18 protein-coding genes are annotated in these 18,486 nt (G+C 38.4%); 12 read left to right on the plus strand and 6 right to left on the minus strand.

Translation table 11 applies throughout. From position 1 onward, the window contains the following. Nucleotides 1-232 precede the first annotated feature (232 nt). The 4 genes from pipX (at nucleotide 233) to proC (ending at nucleotide 3,003) form a co-directional block, all read left to right on the plus strand. Entirely contained in the window at nucleotides 233-511 is a 279-nt protein-coding gene (gene pipX / locus H5968_RS06885) for a transcriptional coactivator PipX (protein WP_096565540.1), read from the plus strand. Continuing rightward, nucleotides 508-1,212: a YggS family pyridoxal phosphate-dependent enzyme gene (locus H5968_RS06890; protein ID WP_187039327.1), complete on the plus strand. Its 705-nt coding sequence runs from the start codon at nucleotides 508-510 to the stop codon at nucleotides 1,210-1,212. Before pipX ends, H5968_RS06890 begins: the two co-directional genes overlap by 4 nt. A gap of 310 nt (nucleotides 1,213-1,522) precedes the next feature. Then, complete coding sequence (locus tag H5968_RS06895; protein WP_187039328.1) at nucleotides 1,523-2,113, plus strand: cell division protein SepF; 591 nt, start codon at nucleotides 1,523-1,525, stop codon at nucleotides 2,111-2,113. 74 nt (nucleotides 2,114-2,187) lie between these two features. Next, nucleotides 2,188-3,003: a pyrroline-5-carboxylate reductase gene (proC, locus tag H5968_RS06900; protein ID WP_187039329.1), complete on the plus strand. Its 816-nt coding sequence runs from the start codon at nucleotides 2,188-2,190 to the stop codon at nucleotides 3,001-3,003. An 87-nt stretch (nucleotides 3,004-3,090) separates the two neighbouring features. Here proC and H5968_RS06905 read toward each other — a convergent pair whose 3' ends face one another. From H5968_RS06905 to H5968_RS06915, 3 genes are all read right to left on the minus strand, one after another. Continuing rightward, a complete protein-coding gene (locus H5968_RS06905; RefSeq protein WP_187039330.1) occupies nucleotides 3,091-3,321 on the minus strand; it encodes a DUF433 domain-containing protein in 231 nt (76 codons plus the stop codon). A 229-nt stretch (nucleotides 3,322-3,550) separates the two neighbouring features. Further along, entirely contained in the window at nucleotides 3,551-4,015 is a 465-nt protein-coding gene (locus H5968_RS06910) for an HNH endonuclease (RefSeq protein WP_187039331.1), read from the minus strand. Next, a complete protein-coding gene (locus tag H5968_RS06915) occupies nucleotides 4,012-4,161 on the minus strand; it encodes a hypothetical protein (protein ID WP_187039332.1) in 150 nt (49 codons plus the stop codon). Before H5968_RS06915 ends, H5968_RS06910 begins: the two co-directional genes overlap by 4 nt. 125 nt (nucleotides 4,162-4,286) lie before the next feature. Here H5968_RS06915 and H5968_RS06920 point away from each other — a divergent pair, with 125 nt between their 5' ends. The 6 genes from H5968_RS06920 (at nucleotide 4,287) to H5968_RS06945 (ending at nucleotide 9,282) form a co-directional block, all read left to right on the plus strand. Then, nucleotides 4,287-4,478 (plus strand): type II toxin-antitoxin system HicA family toxin, encoded by a 192-nt coding sequence (locus H5968_RS06920; protein ID WP_187039333.1) that lies wholly within the window; start codon nucleotides 4,287-4,289, stop codon nucleotides 4,476-4,478. Further along, on the plus strand, nucleotides 4,478-4,693 hold the full coding sequence (locus H5968_RS06925; RefSeq protein ID WP_187039334.1) for a type II toxin-antitoxin system HicB family antitoxin: 216 nt from the start codon (nucleotides 4,478-4,480) through the stop codon (nucleotides 4,691-4,693). Before H5968_RS06920 ends, H5968_RS06925 begins: the two co-directional genes overlap by 1 nt. 24 nt (nucleotides 4,694-4,717) lie before the next feature. Beyond that, entirely contained in the window at nucleotides 4,718-5,338 is a 621-nt protein-coding gene (locus tag H5968_RS06930; protein WP_187039335.1) for a type I restriction endonuclease, read from the plus strand. A 38-nt stretch (nucleotides 5,339-5,376) separates the two neighbouring features. Further along, nucleotides 5,377-5,811, plus strand: a complete 435-nt coding sequence (locus H5968_RS06935; protein WP_187039336.1) for a DUF29 domain-containing protein — start codon at nucleotides 5,377-5,379, stop codon at nucleotides 5,809-5,811. A 146-nt stretch (nucleotides 5,812-5,957) separates the two neighbouring features. After that, on the plus strand, nucleotides 5,958-8,630 hold the full coding sequence (locus H5968_RS06940; protein WP_187039337.1) for an RNA helicase: 2,673 nt from the start codon (nucleotides 5,958-5,960) through the stop codon (nucleotides 8,628-8,630). Nucleotides 8,631-9,021: 391 nt separating this feature from the next. Next, nucleotides 9,022-9,282, plus strand: coding sequence for a hypothetical protein (locus tag H5968_RS06945; RefSeq protein WP_096565554.1), 261 nt, complete (start codon nucleotides 9,022-9,024; stop codon nucleotides 9,280-9,282). Between the two features lie 586 nt (nucleotides 9,283-9,868). Here H5968_RS06945 and H5968_RS06950 read toward each other — a convergent pair. Together H5968_RS06950 and H5968_RS06955 are read right to left on the minus strand one after the other, a co-directional pair. Beyond that, nucleotides 9,869-12,007: a serine/threonine-protein kinase gene (locus H5968_RS06950; protein WP_187039338.1), complete on the minus strand. Its 2,139-nt coding sequence runs from the start codon at nucleotides 12,005-12,007 to the stop codon at nucleotides 9,869-9,871. A 260-nt stretch (nucleotides 12,008-12,267) separates the two neighbouring features. Then, nucleotides 12,268-13,986 carry a serine/threonine-protein kinase gene (locus tag H5968_RS06955; protein ID WP_187039353.1) on the minus strand — a complete coding sequence of 573 codons (1,719 nt, stop codon included), beginning with the start codon at nucleotides 13,984-13,986 and terminating at the stop codon, nucleotides 12,268-12,270. Nucleotides 13,987-14,270: 284 nt separating this feature from the next. Here H5968_RS06955 and H5968_RS06960 point away from each other — a divergent pair, with 284 nt between their 5' ends. Beyond that, nucleotides 14,271-15,767 carry a phenylacetate--CoA ligase family protein gene (locus tag H5968_RS06960; protein ID WP_187039339.1) on the plus strand — a complete coding sequence of 499 codons (1,497 nt, stop codon included), beginning with the start codon at nucleotides 14,271-14,273 and terminating at the stop codon, nucleotides 15,765-15,767. A gap of 468 nt (nucleotides 15,768-16,235) precedes the next feature. After that, nucleotides 16,236-17,345: a nitronate monooxygenase family protein gene (locus H5968_RS06965; protein ID WP_187039340.1), complete on the plus strand. Its 1,110-nt coding sequence runs from the start codon at nucleotides 16,236-16,238 to the stop codon at nucleotides 17,343-17,345. Between the two features lie 306 nt (nucleotides 17,346-17,651). On the opposite strand, the gene H5968_RS06970 is transcribed toward H5968_RS06965, so the two are convergent. Beyond that, nucleotides 17,652-18,377 carry a diacylglycerol/polyprenol kinase family protein gene (locus H5968_RS06970; protein ID WP_187039354.1) on the minus strand — a complete coding sequence of 242 codons (726 nt, stop codon included), beginning with the start codon at nucleotides 18,375-18,377 and terminating at the stop codon, nucleotides 17,652-17,654. Nucleotides 18,378-18,486: the final 109 nt, after the last annotated feature.

Consider the following 18,486-nt stretch of genomic DNA (forward strand, 5'->3'; position numbering starts at 1 on the left):
TCCAAAAGCTGGTTTTCACTCTGAGGAACTTCATAGGAGGCAGGAGGCAGGAGGCAGTTAACAGCAAACAGTTAACAGTCAATGGCGATAACTGATAATTGATAACTGATAACTGATCCACAGTTTCGCATTGTCAGCCAAAAAAAATTCTGGACGAAGACTGCTTATTATCGTCGGAATGACTGTGTGAGACTGCGAAAAAAGAATATATACTCCCAACCTTGACTATTAAATGAATCCAGACTACTCAGAAACTTACATCAATCATCCAACGTGGGGTTTACTATATAGGATCTGTATGGTTGATGATAACCAGGATCTGTTTACTACACTATATGCCCAACGCTTATTTTTTTTGGTAACAAATGACGTTAAAGGTATTAAATTTCAGTCTATTGGCCGGACTGAAGCCAGAATGATGCTGGAAAATCGTTTGCGTACTTTGCGTCGCAGTGGCAAGCCACAGGAGTACGATCAGCTTCAGAGTGTTTTCCAACGCACATTCCAATGACAAGTTCAATTAGTGAACGTATTGCTACCATTCGTGCTGAACTTCCGCCTTCAGTGCGGTTAATTGCTGTTAGTAAGCAAGTACCAACCGAACTGATGCGGGAAGCATACAGCGCGGGCATTCGTGATTTTGGTGAAAGTCGCATCCAAGAAGCTGCCAGTAAACAACAGGAGTTACAGGATCTGCCAGATATTACTTGGCACTTCATTGGACATTTACAAAGTAACAAAGCTAAAAAAGCTCTGGAATTATTTAATTGGATTCACTCTGTAGATAATCTACATCTAGCCCAGCGTCTAGATACCCTGGCGCAACAGCTAGGAGTGAGTCCCCTGGTTTGCCTACAAGTCAAAATTCTCCCTGATCCTCACAAGGCTGGTTGGATCATCCCAGAACTATTAGCAGACTTGCCAGCACTTGATCAATGTCAAAATTTGCAAATTCAAGGTTTGATGACAATTCCGCCTCTAGGTTTGGATGAGGGGGAAATTTTGAATGTGTTTAAACATACCCATAAACTTGCCCAAGAAATTGCCTCACAACCATGGAGTAATATCACAATGCAGCATCTATCTATGGGTATGTCTGGGGATTATCAATTGGCAATCCAAGGAGGTGCAACAATGGTCAGATTAGGGACTATTTTGTTTGGGGATCGCTCCCAAATTTCCCACATCTCACCAGATAAAACTGTATTTTAAACAACTCAGCACTGACAATTACGTCAGTGCCTATTGGGGAAAACCAAGTAGCTAGATTTATATACTTGACAAATGTAAATACTAAGACAAAACTATAGGTAAAGAACTTTGCATAACTCCATCTTTAGGATATAATTTTAACTCATTGTTATGTCAATATAAAGTTCTTTCTAGAACAGTCTTTTGTTCATGAAAACCTGTACTAGAAAATACAAATAGCAATAAAATTGCTCAAAGCAGCAGCACTTACTAGGGCTACCACAATTTAAATCTGGATCAATTAAGGTAATTTCCACTGGGAGCGTAGATAATGAACAACATATTTTCTAAACTAAGGGATTTTGTGGGCTTGAACGAGCAGGTAGAATACGAATATTACGAGGAAGAACCAGATACCGACAGCTACCAAAATCTGTATCAGCAAGAAAATCCTCAACCTGCTCCACAAGAAACCCCTGCTCCTAATCGACGTTGGCGTGAAAACTCCTCTACAATGGGAGAAGAAGAAGCAGCAGGATCAAAGCCTATGAGTAATGTGATTGGTATGCCAGGCGCAATTAATGGAATTTCTGAAGTTTTAGTCCTTGAACCTCGCACTTTTGAAGAAATGCCTCAGGCAATTCAAGCATTACGTGAACGTAAGTCTGTAGTATTAAACTTGACGATTATGGACCCGGATCAAGCTCAACGGGCAGTTGATTTTGTTGCCGGTGGTACTTATGCTCTAGATGGACATCAAGAACGGATTGGCGAAAGTATCTTTTTGTTTACACCCAGTTGTGTGCAAGTCAGCACTCAAGGCGGATTTTTACATGAAGTACCCCAACCACCAGTACGTCCCGTTCGTCCTACAGGTACTACTCCCACTTGGGGTAGCGAACCTAACCGCATGGCACAATAATGAAGTTAAAGTTAGTCGTTTGTCAGGTTCAAGGCAAATGACTAATCACTGATGATTAATGACTAAATAACTAAATGACTATTAAATTTGGTTTAGTTGGTGGCGGGGTAATGGGAGAAGCTCTATTATCCCGCCTTATTGCACGGGGCATTTATCAAGGTTCAGAAGTTATAGTGAGTGAACCCCAGGAGGCTCGTAGGAGTTTTTTACAGCAGCAATATGGGGTAGCTGTGACAACTGATAATAGTTTGGTGTTGTCTCAGGCTCAAGAGGCGGTAATGTTGGCAGTGAAGCCACAAATATTAAGTGCGATCGCTCAAGAATTAGCAGATATTTTACCTATAAAAAATACACCTCTAATTATTTCTATTTTGGCGGGTGTGTCTTTAAAACAGCTAGAAGCGGCTTTTCCCCAACTGCCTGTTATTCGCGCTATGCCTAATACCCCGGCTACAGTGGGTGCAGGAATGACGGCTATTTGCACAGGTGCTTATGCTCAACCCAGTCATCAAGCAACAGCTAAGGAAATTTTTACGGCGGTGGGGGAAGTGGTGGAAGTTCCAGAAACGCTGATGGATGCAGTGACAGGTTTATCTGGTAGTGGTCCTGCTTATGTGGCGTTGATGATCGAAGCTTTATCTGATGGAGGCGTGGCTGCGGGTTTACCCAGAGCAGTAGCTAAACAGTTAGCTTTACATACGGTATTGGGAACGGCAAGACTGATAGAAGAAAGTAAAATTCATCCCGCAGAGTTGAAAGATAGAGTTACCAGTCCTGGGGGAACGACTATTGCGGGGGTCAGCGAGTTGGAAAAGGCTGGTTTTCGTTCTGCTTTAATTGAAGCGGTGAAAGCTGCTGCTCATCGTTCTCAGGAGTTGGGGAAAGGGTGATCAATTAATTTAAAGTTCAAATTTAGGGAAGTTTCGCGCAAAGACGCAAAGGAGCAAAGGCGCAAAGATTGATATCAATCAATATTTTCATGCACTTATCAGCGAAACTTCAATTTCTTCAGCCCGCCAAGCAGCATAGGCCAGTGATTCATAGATATCGGCTTCTTCCAGGTAGGGGTAAGCCTTGAGAATGTCATTGGAACTGTATCCAGATGCCATTAAGCCTACGATAGTACCAACAGTAACACGCATTCCCCGGATACAGGGTTTGCCTCCCATTACTTCTGGGTTGCGGGTAATTCTGGTGAGGTTTTGCATGGCTGATTAGATTGGGAAAGCAGAAATGGCTAAATCAATTTTTTCTATTATTGCTGTCTGCCAGTGTAAATAGAAAGTTAGTTTGGCTATTATGAGGTTTCGAGAAAAACTTTTGCAGTCCATTTTCCCCACTTTCTGGAATTTCTAGATTATCTGTTAAAAATTTTCTCTAAATTGTACAGTTATATTTATATCTCCATAGACAAATTGATTATATCAAATTTATGACTTATTCTAACAGTTGCTTATCTATCCAATTACATTGTTCACAATGATATCTTAGCGCATCCTGTTGTTTAGTAGCATCTTCACCAGTTAAACAACTTGCTATTTTTATTCCTCTAATATCTTGATAGTCTTTCGCTATTTGTTCCGATATTAATACTTCTCTGGTTGTTGGATGAATAGCTATGAGGTGTGCATCCAAAAGTCTATGCAAATCTACTCTCAAAAGTAAGCCATTAGCAACATCATGAGAATTTTGATCCCGGTAGGGAATAATATGTGCTGCTTCAATAATTTGTTCAATGTGACAACCACTGATTAAACATTGATAACCATAAGTTTCTTTTAGTTCTTCTTTAAATTCTTGTTGTCCTTCTCGTGGTGGTGGAGATTTTACTGTTTTAACTTTTTTCTTGGTTAATAATTCTATCCATTCGGAATTATGATATTTTTGGCGTTGCTGAATCATGGGATGATTTCGCCCAATTTAGAACGAATTTTCAACGGTTTCAAACGCCAATTCATCCCTCTATTATGCAACGCCAAATCTCTTTCACCTTTGTTATAGAGTTTTAAAAGTTCTATATCTTCCATTTCTACTTGACTAGAAATCATACAACTCCTTAAACTAACTTAATAAATAAAATTGTCTATTCTGTAGGTTAAATATATTATACTTAATATATTAGGGTTTTTACAAAAAATTTATCAAATCACTCATCACGCTATGATAGTAAACAATGAAAGTTAAAGAAGTTCTGGAAATCCTAGAAGATGATGGTTGGTATATAGATCGCATTAGAGGTAGTCACCGTATCCTCAAAAATGAAAATAAATCAGGTATTGTAGTTGTACCTGGAAAACCAAGTGATGATATTCCAGTAGGTACACTTTCATCAATTTGGAAGCAAGCGAAATTAGGAGAAATATAATGATTGAGTACACAGTAATTTATGAACGTGGTGAAACAAACTGGGGTGCTTATGTTCCTGACTTACCCGGTTGTGTAAGCATTGGGGATACTTTAGCAGAAGTACAGGAAAATATTAAAGAAGCAATAGAATTGTATTTAGAAGTATTGAAAGAAGATGGACAACCCATACCCGAACCATCTACAGAAGTTGGTAAAGTTGCAGTGACAATATAATCACAACTACCGAAAAAATCCACCATGCAAGGACTAGCCGTTACTGAAACCATCACCACCATTGCTGAAGCAGAAAAACGATTTGGTTTAACTCGCAGTGAATCTCAGGATTTTTTCACAGAATGGCATGATCAATTACCTGAGATTAACCCTAATGACCGCACCAACCTAGAAATTTTATGGAAACGTTATATTTATCATCGATCTGGTGGGCATTTGTTAGAAAGTACGGTGATGCTATTACTTGTCTCTCCATTGCTGACTGTTGCTGGTTTATATGACCCACCTTTCCGCATCAAAGCTGAAGAATCTGTACAAATCACAATAGCCGATAGCGAAGAAACTCTACAAGGTCGAATAGATGTTTTAGTATTGAAAGATCGCCTTTGGATAATTGTTTTAGAGTCCAAAAAAACCATGTTATCAGTTTGGTCAGCATTACCCCAAACTCTTGCTTATTTAATAGCCAGTCCGAATACTGATTTGCCTACTTTTGGAATGTTAACTAATGGTGATGATATTGTCTTTGTCAAAGTCAAAAATCAGCAGTATGCCATATCAAGAGTATTTGCACCTCTAACTACTCAAAGTGAATTAGAGTCTGTGTGTCGAGTCTTACGCAAAATTGCAGAAACAGTAAAATGATTGATAAAAGTGTAAAATTAAATAAAAGGGAAAATGCTATGCTAACTAAAACAGATTATGCTCTCTGGATTGAAGAAACGGTTAATCTATTGAAAGAAAAAAACTATCAAAATGTAGACTGGGAAAACTTAATTGAGGAGATTGAAAGTTTGGGCAGAAGCGATCGCCAAAAAGTGAGAAGTTTTTTAAGACAATTATTGGCACATCTACTTAAACGCTGTTATTTACCACTTCCTCAAGAATTTCATCACTGGGAAGTAGAAATTCGTAATTTTCGCGTAGAACTTCAGGATATTTTTGATGATTCACCCAGTCTTAAACGCTATGCTAACGAAGTTTTGCCAAATTGCTGGCAAGTTGCTTTAGAAGGAGTTAGGCAAGAATATAAAGGTTTTGATTTTCCTGATCAATACCCTTTTGCTGAAGATATAAAGGGAATTTTACATGATACTTTTTGGGTAGAGCAATTATAATTACTTAAATTGCGTGATTTTACGCATAAATAATCTACTATGCAACCCACCAATAACCAATAACCAATAACCAATTACCAATTACTCATCACCTCTTCCCCAATCAGGTTATGATAGTAGATAGTCTGGATGCAAAAGATGATTGAGTGAACTACACCGCACCCTCTTCAGAAATTAATTTAGGGTCGATTTTTCCCTTTGAGTTGGATCAATTCCAACTAGATGCGATCGCCTCTCTCAATGCTGGCCGCTCAGTGGTTGTCTGTGCGCCCACAGGATCGGGTAAAACTTTGGTTGGGGAATACGCTATTTATCGCGCTTTATCCCGTGGTAAGCGTGTATTTTACACCACTCCCCTGAAGGCGTTATCTAATCAAAAATTACGCGACTTTCGGGAAAAATTCGGATTTGATATGGTTGGACTTTTAACCGGAGATGCTTCCATTAACAGGGATGCACCGATTATAGTCATGACTACCGAGATTTTCCGTAATATGCTTTATGGCACACCCATAGGTCAAATCGGGATCTCTTTAACAGACGTTGAGGCTGTAGTCCTCGATGAGTGCCACTACATGAACGATCGCCAACGGGGTACAGTCTGGGAAGAATCTATTATTTACTGTCCCCGTGAAATCCAACTGGTTGCCCTTTCCGCTACAGTGGCTAATAGTGAACAACTCACAGACTGGTTAAATCGTGTTCATGGACCTACAGACCTGATTTATTCTGATTTTCGTCCAGTTCCCTTAGAATTTCACTTTTGCAACCCTAAAGGTTTATTTCCCCTCCTCAATGACAGCAAAACTAAAATTAATCAACGTTTAATTAGACGCGGTAAAAAGGGTATAGGAGAACGAGGTAAAGGTAATCGTCCAGAACCACCAGCAATAGTTTATACCCTGAGTCAATTAGCCCAGCGCGATATGTTACCCGCCATTTTCTTTATTTTCAGCCGCAGAGGTTGTGATAAAGCGGTTGCTGAGGTGGGTGATTTATGGTTAGTCAATAATGAAGAATCCCAAATATTACGTAGGCAGATTGATGATTTTTTAGCCCGTAATCCAGAAGCAGGACGTACTGGACAAATTGCACCCCTGTACAGAGGTATTGCGGCGCATCATGCGGGAATTTTACCAGCTTGGAAAGTTTTGGTTGAAGAACTTTTTCAACAAGGTTTAATTAAAGTTGTCTTTGCTACGGAAACTCTGGCAGCAGGTATTAATATGCCAGCACGGACAACAGTTATTTCTACCCTTTCTAAACGCACTGATAATGGACATCGTTTATTAAAAGCTTCGGAATTTTTGCAAATGTCCGGGCGTGCTGGTCGTCGAGGCATGGATTTACAAGGTCACGTTGTGACATTACAAACTCCCTTTGAAGGTGCAAAAGAAGCTGCTTATTTAGCTACATCTCCCCCAGATCCTTTGGTGAGTCAGTTTACTCCCAGTTATGGGATGGTGTTAAACCTCTTGCAAACCCATACCTTAGAACAAGCAAAGGAACTGATAGAACGCAGTTTTGGCCAGTATATGGCAACTTTGTATTTAAAACCAGAATATGATGAAATTGCAGCTATCAAAGCAGAGTTAGCAAAAATTGAAGCAGAATTAGCCGCAGTAGATGAAAATGAAATTGCACTTTATGAAAAATTGCGGCAGCGTTTAAAAGTAGAACGGCATATATTTAAAACTCTACAGGAACAAGCACGGGAAGACAGACAAGAGCAACTTTCCATGATGTTAGATTTTGCCGTGACAGGAACGCTGTTGAGTTTAAAAGATAAAAACATGACAGCGACTTTACCGTTAACGGCTATATTATATGGTAAAGCTCCTGAAATTGGACCTACTTCTTACTTAGTTTGTTTAGGACAGGATAACCGCTGGTATGTAGCGACAACAGCAGATGTAATTGATTTATATGCAGAGATGCCCAGAGTAGAAGTACCAGAGGATATTTTACCACCTGATGAACTAGGTTTAAAACGGGGTCAGTCAGTGCGGGGAAATGCAGCAACAGAGGCGATCGCTCAGAGTATACCCGATCCGAGCGAATATATGTACATGACACCGGAAGTAGCTGCTCAACTGAGTCGGGTGAATGCAGTACAATCACAAATAGAAAATCATCCCTTGCATAAATCAGGGAATATTGCCAACATATTTAAACAACGAGCGCGGTGTGTAGAATTAGAAGCGGAACTAGAAGAGTTAGAAGAACAAGTAAAACAACACTCACAGCAACACTGGGAAGAATTTCTGAATTTAATTCAGATATTACAGCACTTTGGCGGGTTGGATAATTTAGCACCCACAGAACTAGGACAAATGGCCGCAGCAATTCGGGGTGAAAATGAGTTATGGTTAGGATTGGCGATCGCCAGTGGAGAACTAGATAATTTAGATCCTCATCACTTAGCAGCAGCAGCAGCATCTTTAGTCACAGAAACACCACGCCCCGATAGTCGGGTACGTTTTAACCTCAGTAACGAAACAGCAGACGCTTTAGCCAAACTCCGGGGTATTCGTCGCAAGCTGTTTCAAATTCAACACCGTCATAACGTAGCTTTACCTATTTGGTTAGAATTTGAACTCATTGCAGTTGTAGAACAATGGGCGTTAGGAATGGACTGGTTACAACTTTGTGCTAATACAACTTTAGATGAAGGTGATGTAGTTAGGTTGTTGCGCCGTACTCTAGACTTATTATCACAAATTCCTCATGTTCCCTTTGTTACTGATAGTTTACGAAAAAATGCCCAAAGAGCAATGCAATTAATTGATCGTTTCCCGGTGAATGAAGCGATGGAATAAACTAAGCAAACCGAGTTCATTGATCATCCCATAAAACCAGCAAACAACAAAGGTAAAAGTATCAAAGCTGATCCTATTAAAACCAAAGTTGCTGGATCAATTTTGATGTGATTTTTTTGTGGATCTGGTATTTTTGACATTCTCTAAAATTGGTAGTTTAGCTAATTTTAAATCATTAATAACTGTAACCTGTAACCTGTCACCTATTATCTCTTTTACCAGGAAATTTAGTACCCATTTCCGTTAGCGCAGAAAAGATGAGATAGGTAATGAGTAAAGCGAAACCTGCAAAAAAAGCGAGTAAATCGTTGTTCATAATATACCTGATTTTACCTACAAAACTATTATAATAGTTGAAGATACCAAAAAAGTAAAAAAATGGGAGTAAACAATGGGGCGCATTAATCCTTACACCCTACAAATGCAAATTACCAGAATGTTTGCGGAAGGACAATCATTCTTTGCTTTAACAAAAGTGCAAGATTGGTTAAAAGAACATAATCAAAACCCGTTAGAATATGAGATTTTTTTTCATAAAAAACCTGCACCTCCTGGTTCTCAAGAAGTGATGGTAATAGAAATAGAACTGAAACGTAAAGATGGACAACCTGTGGACTCTTGGTTACAAGAACAAGTAAATTTACACGCTTAACTCATTTGTAAGCATTCAGCTATCAGCATTTAGCAGTCAGCAAAAAAGAAGAAAATCATCAATAATAGGTTATAAATTTCTCTCATTAACACTTATGTCATTTGAAAGAACAGGAGCATCCTTGTTATTACAGCAGTTTTCATGTCTTTAGACCACAGTCAGGGCGAAGCATTCGGATGATAAGCTGTTACACAGCTAAATTGTATAGGACTAATATTTTAAACTCTTGTTTAACAGGCAAGATGCCTGTTCCACTTATACAAATTAAATGCACAACAGCTTAGTCTTAGTTACTTAATTCCCTATTATACAATCTAGCTACACAACAGCTTACTTACACTAATTTCCACAATTATCAATTATCAATTATCAATTATCAATTCTTAATAATCACTATCAGCCACACAAATTCCTTTACATTTAATCCCATTTGTAGCAGTGCGTTTACAATGGGGACATAGGACTTTTTCAGTTGCGATATCTTGATTTATTTCTATATTGTTACTTGCGTGTAACTTGTCTTTTTGGGTCTGAATTTTTTCACTCATAAGCATCAAGGAATTTTTTGTGGTTTACAAACTTCTGTCTATTCTGGTGTTTCTGTGGGTTCTGGAGTAGGTTCTGGAGTAGGTTCTGGAGTAGGTATTTCTGTAGGTGTTTCTGTAGGTGTAGGTTCTGGTTCTGGGGGATTTTCTGCTGTCACCGTTAACTGATAATCTGTAGATTTAAAAGCTGTGGAAACTACGACAAATTCATAAAATCCCGTTTCTGGTAATGTTTTGGATACAGTCCGCACCGTAGAATCTTCTAAAAATGTGACTTTACCAGAGGGAGAATAAATAGATAATAACACCTGAGAACTAGCATCTAGTTTAACTTCCATGATTTGATCTTTTGCTAGTCCAGCGATGAAAACTTTACCTCCTCCTGGTTGTAGATTACCAGTAACTGTTTTACCTGTAGTCCCAGGATCAAATACTATTCTTGCAAAGGCACTATTAGAAAGGATAGCATTGAGTTTATCATTAACAAATGCGTGCCAAACTTGTCCAACGGGTTGCTCTATAAAATTTTTACCTTGATATTCAGGGAATACACGGAAAAAGGCAGCATCACCTAAGTCATACAAAGCACGACTGCTGACGTTTCTGCGGTTAACTTCTACTTTCCAGCGATCGCGTTCTGCTGGGGTATAAGTTCCCATTTGTCTAAGCGCTCTACTACTCAAAAGAGACAGTTTATCTAGGGTTTGGGCGGCTATTTGATCCCATTCTTCCCGTAAATCTTCGTCTTCTGGTGTATTATTTAAATCACGTCCTTGGATATTGGGGTTTTTCTCCCAAAAAAGTTGGTTGATTAAACTGATATAAAAGTTATTATCTATACCTAGCTGTTGACGGCGATCGCTCAATCTTTGTTTACGTTCTCTTTCTTCAGGTGAAAAATTATTTTCCGGGGTGGTGGGGGTTTCTGTAGGTGTAGGACTTAATGTAATATCCGGGTTACTTCCATCTTGGTTGTTCCCACGGTTACTAATACCCCACCACAATAAACCGATACTACTAAATAACGCCACAGTCACAATAAATACATTTGTTGTAGTCCAAATACTTGTATTTTGGGGTGTGGGAGTAGCAACTGCTGGAGGTGCGGGAGTTTTGGGAGGAGAAACTGCTATAGTTCCTGCGGTGGTTGGGGAAGTTGTGGGTTTTGGGGGTTGAGTAGCTGGATATACTGTAGGTGCGACAGGAGGAGAGTTATTAACTGCTTTTCCATTCAGTGCGTCTAAAACTTGACGTGCTGACTGATAGCGATCGCTTGGTCTGGGAGATAGCATTTTATCTAAAATGTCCCCCAATAAAGGACTAAGGCTAATTTCTCGCCGCCATAGCCATTGTAAATTTTGTGTATCTATTAAATCCTGTGGTAGTTTTCCTGTCAGTAAAACCAACACTGTCACAGCTAAAGCATATAAATCACTGTGAGGATATACTAAACCGGTTTGCATTTGTTCTGGAGGTGCAAAACCAATTTTTCCTAACAAAGTTCCACTACTTCCAGAAGTAATTTCACCAGATTGATAATATTGAGAAGCGACAGTTTGAGCGACTTGTTTCACTCCCCCAAAATCAATTAAAACTGGTAATTGATCCACAATTCTCAAGATTAAATTATCAGGAGAAATATCACGATGAATCACACCTACATGATGGATATATTCTAAAACTGGTAAAAGTTGTTCTAATAACTGACGAACTTCAATTTCTGTAAATTTTAAACCTTTTTGTTTGCGGGAATTTAATAAAGAATTATACGTTTCACCTGCTACATGATCTTGCACTAAAAAGAGAGATTCTTTACCTTGTAAATTAATACGTAATAGTTCCCGAAAGCGCGGAATTTGAGGATGTTGTAATTGATAAAGAACACTAGCTTCTCGTTGAAATAACTCCTCTGCTTTTTGCACAATATAAGGAGTTTGCACCTGGGGAGAAAATTCCTTTAAAACACAAGCTTCTCGAAAACGGTTAATATCTTCAGCTAAGTAAGTTTTCCCAAACCCACCTTGTCCGAGTTGACGGACAATAACATAGCGATCGCCTAAAGTTTGTCCTGCTTGAATACTACTATTGACAGGAGTTTCTATTATCTTCTCACCACACTGAAGACAAAACTTACTACCGGATGGATTTTGATGTCCTTGAGAACAATAAAGATTAGTCATAGGGAATAGGAGTCAGGAGTCAGGAGTCAGGAGTCAGGAGTCAGGAGTCAGGAGTCGTAGGAGCGAAGCATTCGGACAACAAATTATCAATTTTATGAAAAGGCTATTTTCCTGTAAGGGCGAAGCATTCGGGCAACTAATTATCAATTTTTATCACAGGTTATTTTCCGAATGCTTCGCCCCTACTTCGCCCGTACAGGAGTCAGGAGTCAGGAGTCAGGAGTCAGGAGAAAATTAATACCCCAGTCACCAGTCACCAGTCACTTATTCCCTACTTGATCAGATGCGATCGCATACCAAAACTGCATAAAAGTCTGCTGATTTAGTTTCCCACGCACTTGACCAGGAAACAATGGATCAAATTTTTGATATGTTTCCTCTCTTAACTCCTGAAATGAACGATATTTACCTAATCTACCACCTTGAGCTAGTCTATCCCATCTTTGGGAATCTTCTATACTATAACTACCTATTTTCCTCCGTGCTATCTGACTCAAATTAGCTTGTTCTATTTTCTTTAACAACTCATCTGCTGTACTATTCCACTGTTCCCGTAAAACCCGATCTTCCGGTTTATCTGTTAATACCCTTCCCCGCAACCCTGGCCTGATAGCATAAAATCTTTCATCTACTGTCTTAGTAAACACCGCTTGGGAAATTTCCAACTCTTGCACACGGTTAAAAACCTCCTCAACACTGCGGTTTTTATTTCCTACATTGGTAGGATTATTGATAGATGGTATACCGGGAACTTCCACTTTAGGTAAACTAATTGATGTAACACTTCTTACCATAAAATTTCCTAAGGCCCACATACCACCACCAATTAAACCGACTCCCATAGTTATAGTAAAAGTGACAGCAAAAGGACGCAACCATATAGGCATCGGTATATTTTGCAATGCCATGTGAGTAGTTCTATATACTTTTTTCCCTGGTGCAGCTACCATTGTTTGTAACCTGCTCAGGTGAGTGTTTTTGTTATTAACAGAAGGTTGCATAGTATTTGGATTAGTATTTATGTTATGGATAGCTGTAGAAACAGAACCAGAAACAGATGTTGGTGGTGGTAAATCTTTGATAACTTGATCTGCTGTTTGATAGCGATCGCTTGGTTTATATGCCAACATCTTTTTTAAGACTGCTGTTAATTTCGGACTTACTTTAATTTCCTTTCCCCAATACCAAGTCCCGTTATAACTATCATAAAGTAAATGCGGTTCTTTACCAGTCACTAACACCAAAGCCGTTACCGCTAATGAGTATAAATCACTGCTTTTAAATACTTTTCCCTGAAGTAACTGTTCTTCTGGTGCATAACCTTTTTTACCTAATAAAGTACCATTTCCCACCAACTTAGTCTGCCAAAAACCCTGATAAGCTGGTAATTGTTTTACACCACCAAAATCAATCAACACAGGTAAATTATCACCTTGGCGTAAAATCAAATTATCAGGCGAAATATCACGGTGGACAATATCTAAAGAGTGAATATAACTCAAAATCGGGAGAATCTTGTGTAAAAGGTTAATTACCTCCTCCTCACTCAAAGATTTTCCCTGTGTTTGCAGTTGTTCAAATAACTGATAATAATTAGCACCTTCCACATAATCTTGCACTAAAAAGAAAAAATCTTTAGTACCAATTTTAGCTTGTATAGATTCATGAAATCTGGGAATTTGCGGATGTTTGATTTTTTTAAGTACGTTCGCTTCCCGTTCAAATAACTCTTGAGCTTTTTGTAAATCTTCTTTTTTAGTGACTTGGGGCGCAAATTCTTTTAAAACACACTTTTCACGGGCTTTTTGTCTATCAATCGCCAAATAACTCCGCCCAAAACCACCTTGCCCCAGTATACGCCCAATTTCATAACGATTATTGATGACCTGTCCTACAGTCAGCGGTAAAGATTCTCCGCACTGAGTACAAAAACTGTTACCATTATTATTTGCGTGTTGTTTGCTGCAATAGACGGACATGGTAGGGAACATAGATCAATATACTGATACAGTTCTACAATATCAAAAAGGTAATTTACGAACTATTGTGGTGATTGGGGACTGGTGACTGGTGATTGGTGACTGGTGACTGGTGATTGGTGACTGGTGACTGGTGACTGGTGACTGGTGATTGGTGACTGGTGACTGGTGACTGGTGACTGGTGACTGGTGATTGGTGACTGGTGACTGGTGACTGGTGACTGGTGACTGGTGACTGGGTTATTAACTTACCCTACTTCTTCTACCTCCTGAACTCCTTCCTTATGAACCCAAAAACACAAAAAGCGATTCAAGAACTAGAAAAATTTGTTTCTACTCCCTTAGCAGAAACACTGGAACAACATCAAAAAACTACACCACAAGAAATCGCCATTAACTTATTTAAAACTGTAGCAGCTACCGTACCAGCTTACAAAGCGTTTTTAGCATCACATCACATCAACCCGGCAACAATTCAAACCTTAGCAGACTTCCAAAAATTACCAGTTATTTGTAAAGAAAATTATATTTCTCTTTACACCCTACCAGAACTATGTAAAGATGGAATATTAGGAAGCTGTGATATGATCGCGGCTTCCTCTGGCTCAACGGGAAAACCCACATTTTGGCCGCGTTTCTTCACTGATGAATTACAAATAGCCACCCGGTTTGAGCAGATTTTTCATGATAGTTTTGATGCAGATAATAAAAGCACCTTAGCAATAATTTGTTTTACCTTGGGAACATGGGTAGGGGGAATGTTCACTACCAATTGTTGTCGGTATTTAGCAACTAAAGGTTATCCCATTACAGTCATTACACCTGGAAATAATAAAACCGAAATATTACGAGTTGTGCAAGAGTTAGGTGGTAATTTTGAACAAGTTGTATTATTAGGATATCCACCCTTTTTAAAAGATGTTATTGATACGGGAATTACCAATGGTTTACAGTGGCAACAATATCATATTAAATTAGTAATGGCAGGAGAAGTATTTAGTGAAGAATGGCGGAGTTTAGTAGGTGAAAGAATAGGATCAGAAAATCCTTGTTATGATTTTGCGTCAATGTATGGAACAGCAGACGCAGGAGTTTTAGGAAATGAAACACCTTTAAGTATTTGTATTAGAAGATTTTTAGCAGCAAACCCAAAAGCAGCAAAAGCATTATTTAGTGAATCTCGTTTACCGACATTGGTACAGTACGATCCTTGTAGTCGGTTTTTTGAAGTTGAAAACGGTAGATTAATATTTTCTGGTAATAATGGCATTCCCTTAATTAGATATAATATTTTAGATCATGGGGGTTTAATTACTTATGAAGAGATGGTGAAATTCTTAGCTGAATGGGGGTTTGATCCGGTTGCTGAGTTGGGTGAAAATAGAGGAATACATCAATTACCATTTGTTTATGTTTTTGGACGTGCTAATTTTACCGTTTCCTATTTTGGTGCAAATATTTATCCTGAAAATGTGACTGTGGGATTAGAACAACCGATAATTAGAGAATGGGTAACGGGTAAATTTGTGTTACAGGTAAAAGAAGATCAAGATAAAAATCGCTTTTTATCTGTTGCTGTGGAATTAGCACCAGGGGTAGAAGGTAGCATTGAAAAAACTGCAACTATTACTAATTCTATTCTTGCTCAATTGTTACGTTTAAATAGTGAGTTTGCTAATTATGTTCCGGTGGAATATCAAACACCCCAAGTAGAATTAAAACCTACTGGTGATGCTGAATATTTTCCTGTGGGTGTTAAACATAGATATACTCGCAATTGATAATTGATAATTGATAATTGATAATTGATAATTAATCTCGTTAATCTCGTTCCCAGTCTCAGACTGGGAATGCAATGATATAGGCTCTGCCTATAATAGAATTGATAATTGATAATTGATAATTGATAATTGATAATTAATCTCGTTCCCAGTCTCAGACTGGGAATGCAATGATATAGGCTCTGCCTATAATAGAATTGATAATTGATAATTGATAATTGATAATTGATAATTGATAATTGATAATTGATAATTGATAATTAATCTCGTTCCCAGTCTCAGACTGGGAATGCAATGATATAGGCTCTGCCTATAATAGAAGTCAGAGACTTCTTAATTGATTACCATACAGAGTATGGGAACGAGTAAACGATTAAACGATTAAAATATTGATTAACAATCATATCATCATCCATAGAAATTGTCACTGATAATGATAAGATTACCTAGAGGTTATTTAGTTAATTAATGAATAGTTCTGGTATAAAGTCTATCCTTCATCCGTTGCGAATTGGTGAACACATTGCCCGCTATCCAATTATTCAAGGTGCAATGTCTGTGGGTGTATCTGGTGCTAAACTGGCTGGTGCAGTGGCTAACGCTGGTGGAATGGGTGTCATTGCTTCAATGGGAATAGGGTTAAATTCTCTGTATTTTCACAAACGCCAACGGGGTAGTTTTTTTACAGCGAATCAGTTAGCATTGAAAGATGAAATCAGCAAAGCACGGATTATTAGCCCAGAAGGAATTATTGGTGTTAATGTTTTAGTTGCTACTAGAGATTATTTGACATTAGCTCAAACTGCGGCAGCCGCAGGGGCGAATTTAATTATTACTGGTGCGGGATTACCTTTGACTTTACCAGAATTTACGGTAGACTATCCTGATGTGGCATTAGTGCCGAGTGTTGCTAACGTGCAAGCTGCAAAGTTGATTTGTGAAACTTGGAAAAATCAGTATAATCGTTTACCTGATGCTTTGATTTTAGAAAATTGTCAAAAGGTGGGAGGACATTTTTCACAGTGCGAACAGGCGAATTTTCCTGGTTTTGCCATTGAGTGGGTAATTACTGAATTACGCGAGTATTTAGCACAACAAGAAAAGAGCATACCATTAATTATTACTGGGGGAATAAGCGATCGCACAGAAATTGATCAGATATTAGGGATGGGAGCAGATGGTGTACAAATTGGTACTCGCTTTATTACTACAGAAGAATGTGATGCTGATTTGCGGTATAAAGAATTTCATCTAAGAGCAACTCCAGAGGACATTGTGACAGTACCGAGTCCAGTAGGAAAACCCAGTCGTGCTTTAAAAAATGCCTTTGCGGAAATGGCGATATCTTCAATAAGCTGCGCTAACGCTGATTTATCATTGTTAGAACGTAGATGTATAGCAAATTGTTTAGAATCTTGTTTATGTAGAGATACTAAAAAAACCTATTGTTTACTGCAAGCACTTTCTAAAGCAGCGTGTGGAGACATAGAAAATGGTTTAATTTTTTCTGGTGCTAATTTGGGATCAGGCGATCGCATCATCTCAGTTTCCGAATTAATGGCAGAATTAACCTGTTGATAGAAAATGGGGAGATGGGGAAAACATTCTTTACATAGGGTTTGCTGAAAAAGTCCCTTCGTTGAGGCAGGGAATAGGGAATAGGGAATAGGGAATAGTTTTAGCTATCTGTTATCCCCAGATTTTCTAATTTATCAGACCCAAAATGCACAGTTTTTAAGGTATACCCTTCAAAAATCTTGCACTTTCTTTCCTCCTGATCAGCCTCAAACCTTTGATTTACGAGTATTTTGGGTTTATTCAGCAAGCCCTACATATTCCCTATTCCCTATGACTTTAGCGGTGGCGATCGCATTTAATAAACATTTAATAAAAATTCGCCCAATCTATACCATTAAAAACTAATATTTGAATTAAACCATAAGCCAAAGCTGCACTACCGATAGGAACAGTTAAATTATCAATACCCAGAAACGAAAAAGCTTCTAAAAATGTAGCTATAATAGCTACAATTATTGATATCAGCCATATTTCCCAAGAGTTTCCTTGGGTTGGCAGTAAAATCAACACAGTCATCAAAAAACTAACAAACGTCATGGTTAAAGAACCTTCCCAACTTTTGTTTGCACCAAAAAGTTTATATTTATGTTTACCAAATCTTTGCCCGATTAAAGCCGCTAGTCCATCTCCCCAAGCCATAATTAAAATACCTAATGCAGCATATTGGGGTTGGTGTAAATACCAAAAACAAGCAACTAAAATCCCAATACTGACTGCATAAAAAAATGTACCTAAACTTTGACGACCAACGCTATTAATTCCTGGTAAAAGGGGCAAAAAATAGGATAATAAAGTAATAATGCCAGCTAAAATTGCAGATGTAATGCCAATAATAGCAGGGATATTGAACCACCAAGCTAGTAAAATTACATTACCTGCGCCAATATGGACTATTTTACGGATAATTTCGGGTTCACTGTCGGTAAAGCGACTAACTAACCAAGCGATGAGGATAACAAGTAATACCCAAGCCGCAGCAACGGAAATTTGTTGCCACAATGGGAGAATAGATTCTAAACCAAGAAATGTCATCAACTATGTAATCAACTATGTAATCAACTATGTAATCAACAATGACGCAACTGATAATTTTGAGACTGTGATTCTTGTTATTTAAACCTAATACTACTGTAGGCGATTT

The organism is Sphaerospermopsis sp. LEGE 00249, from assembly GCF_014299995.1.
GTDB lineage: Bacteria > Cyanobacteriota > Cyanobacteriia > Cyanobacteriales > Nostocaceae > Sphaerospermopsis > Sphaerospermopsis kisseleviana.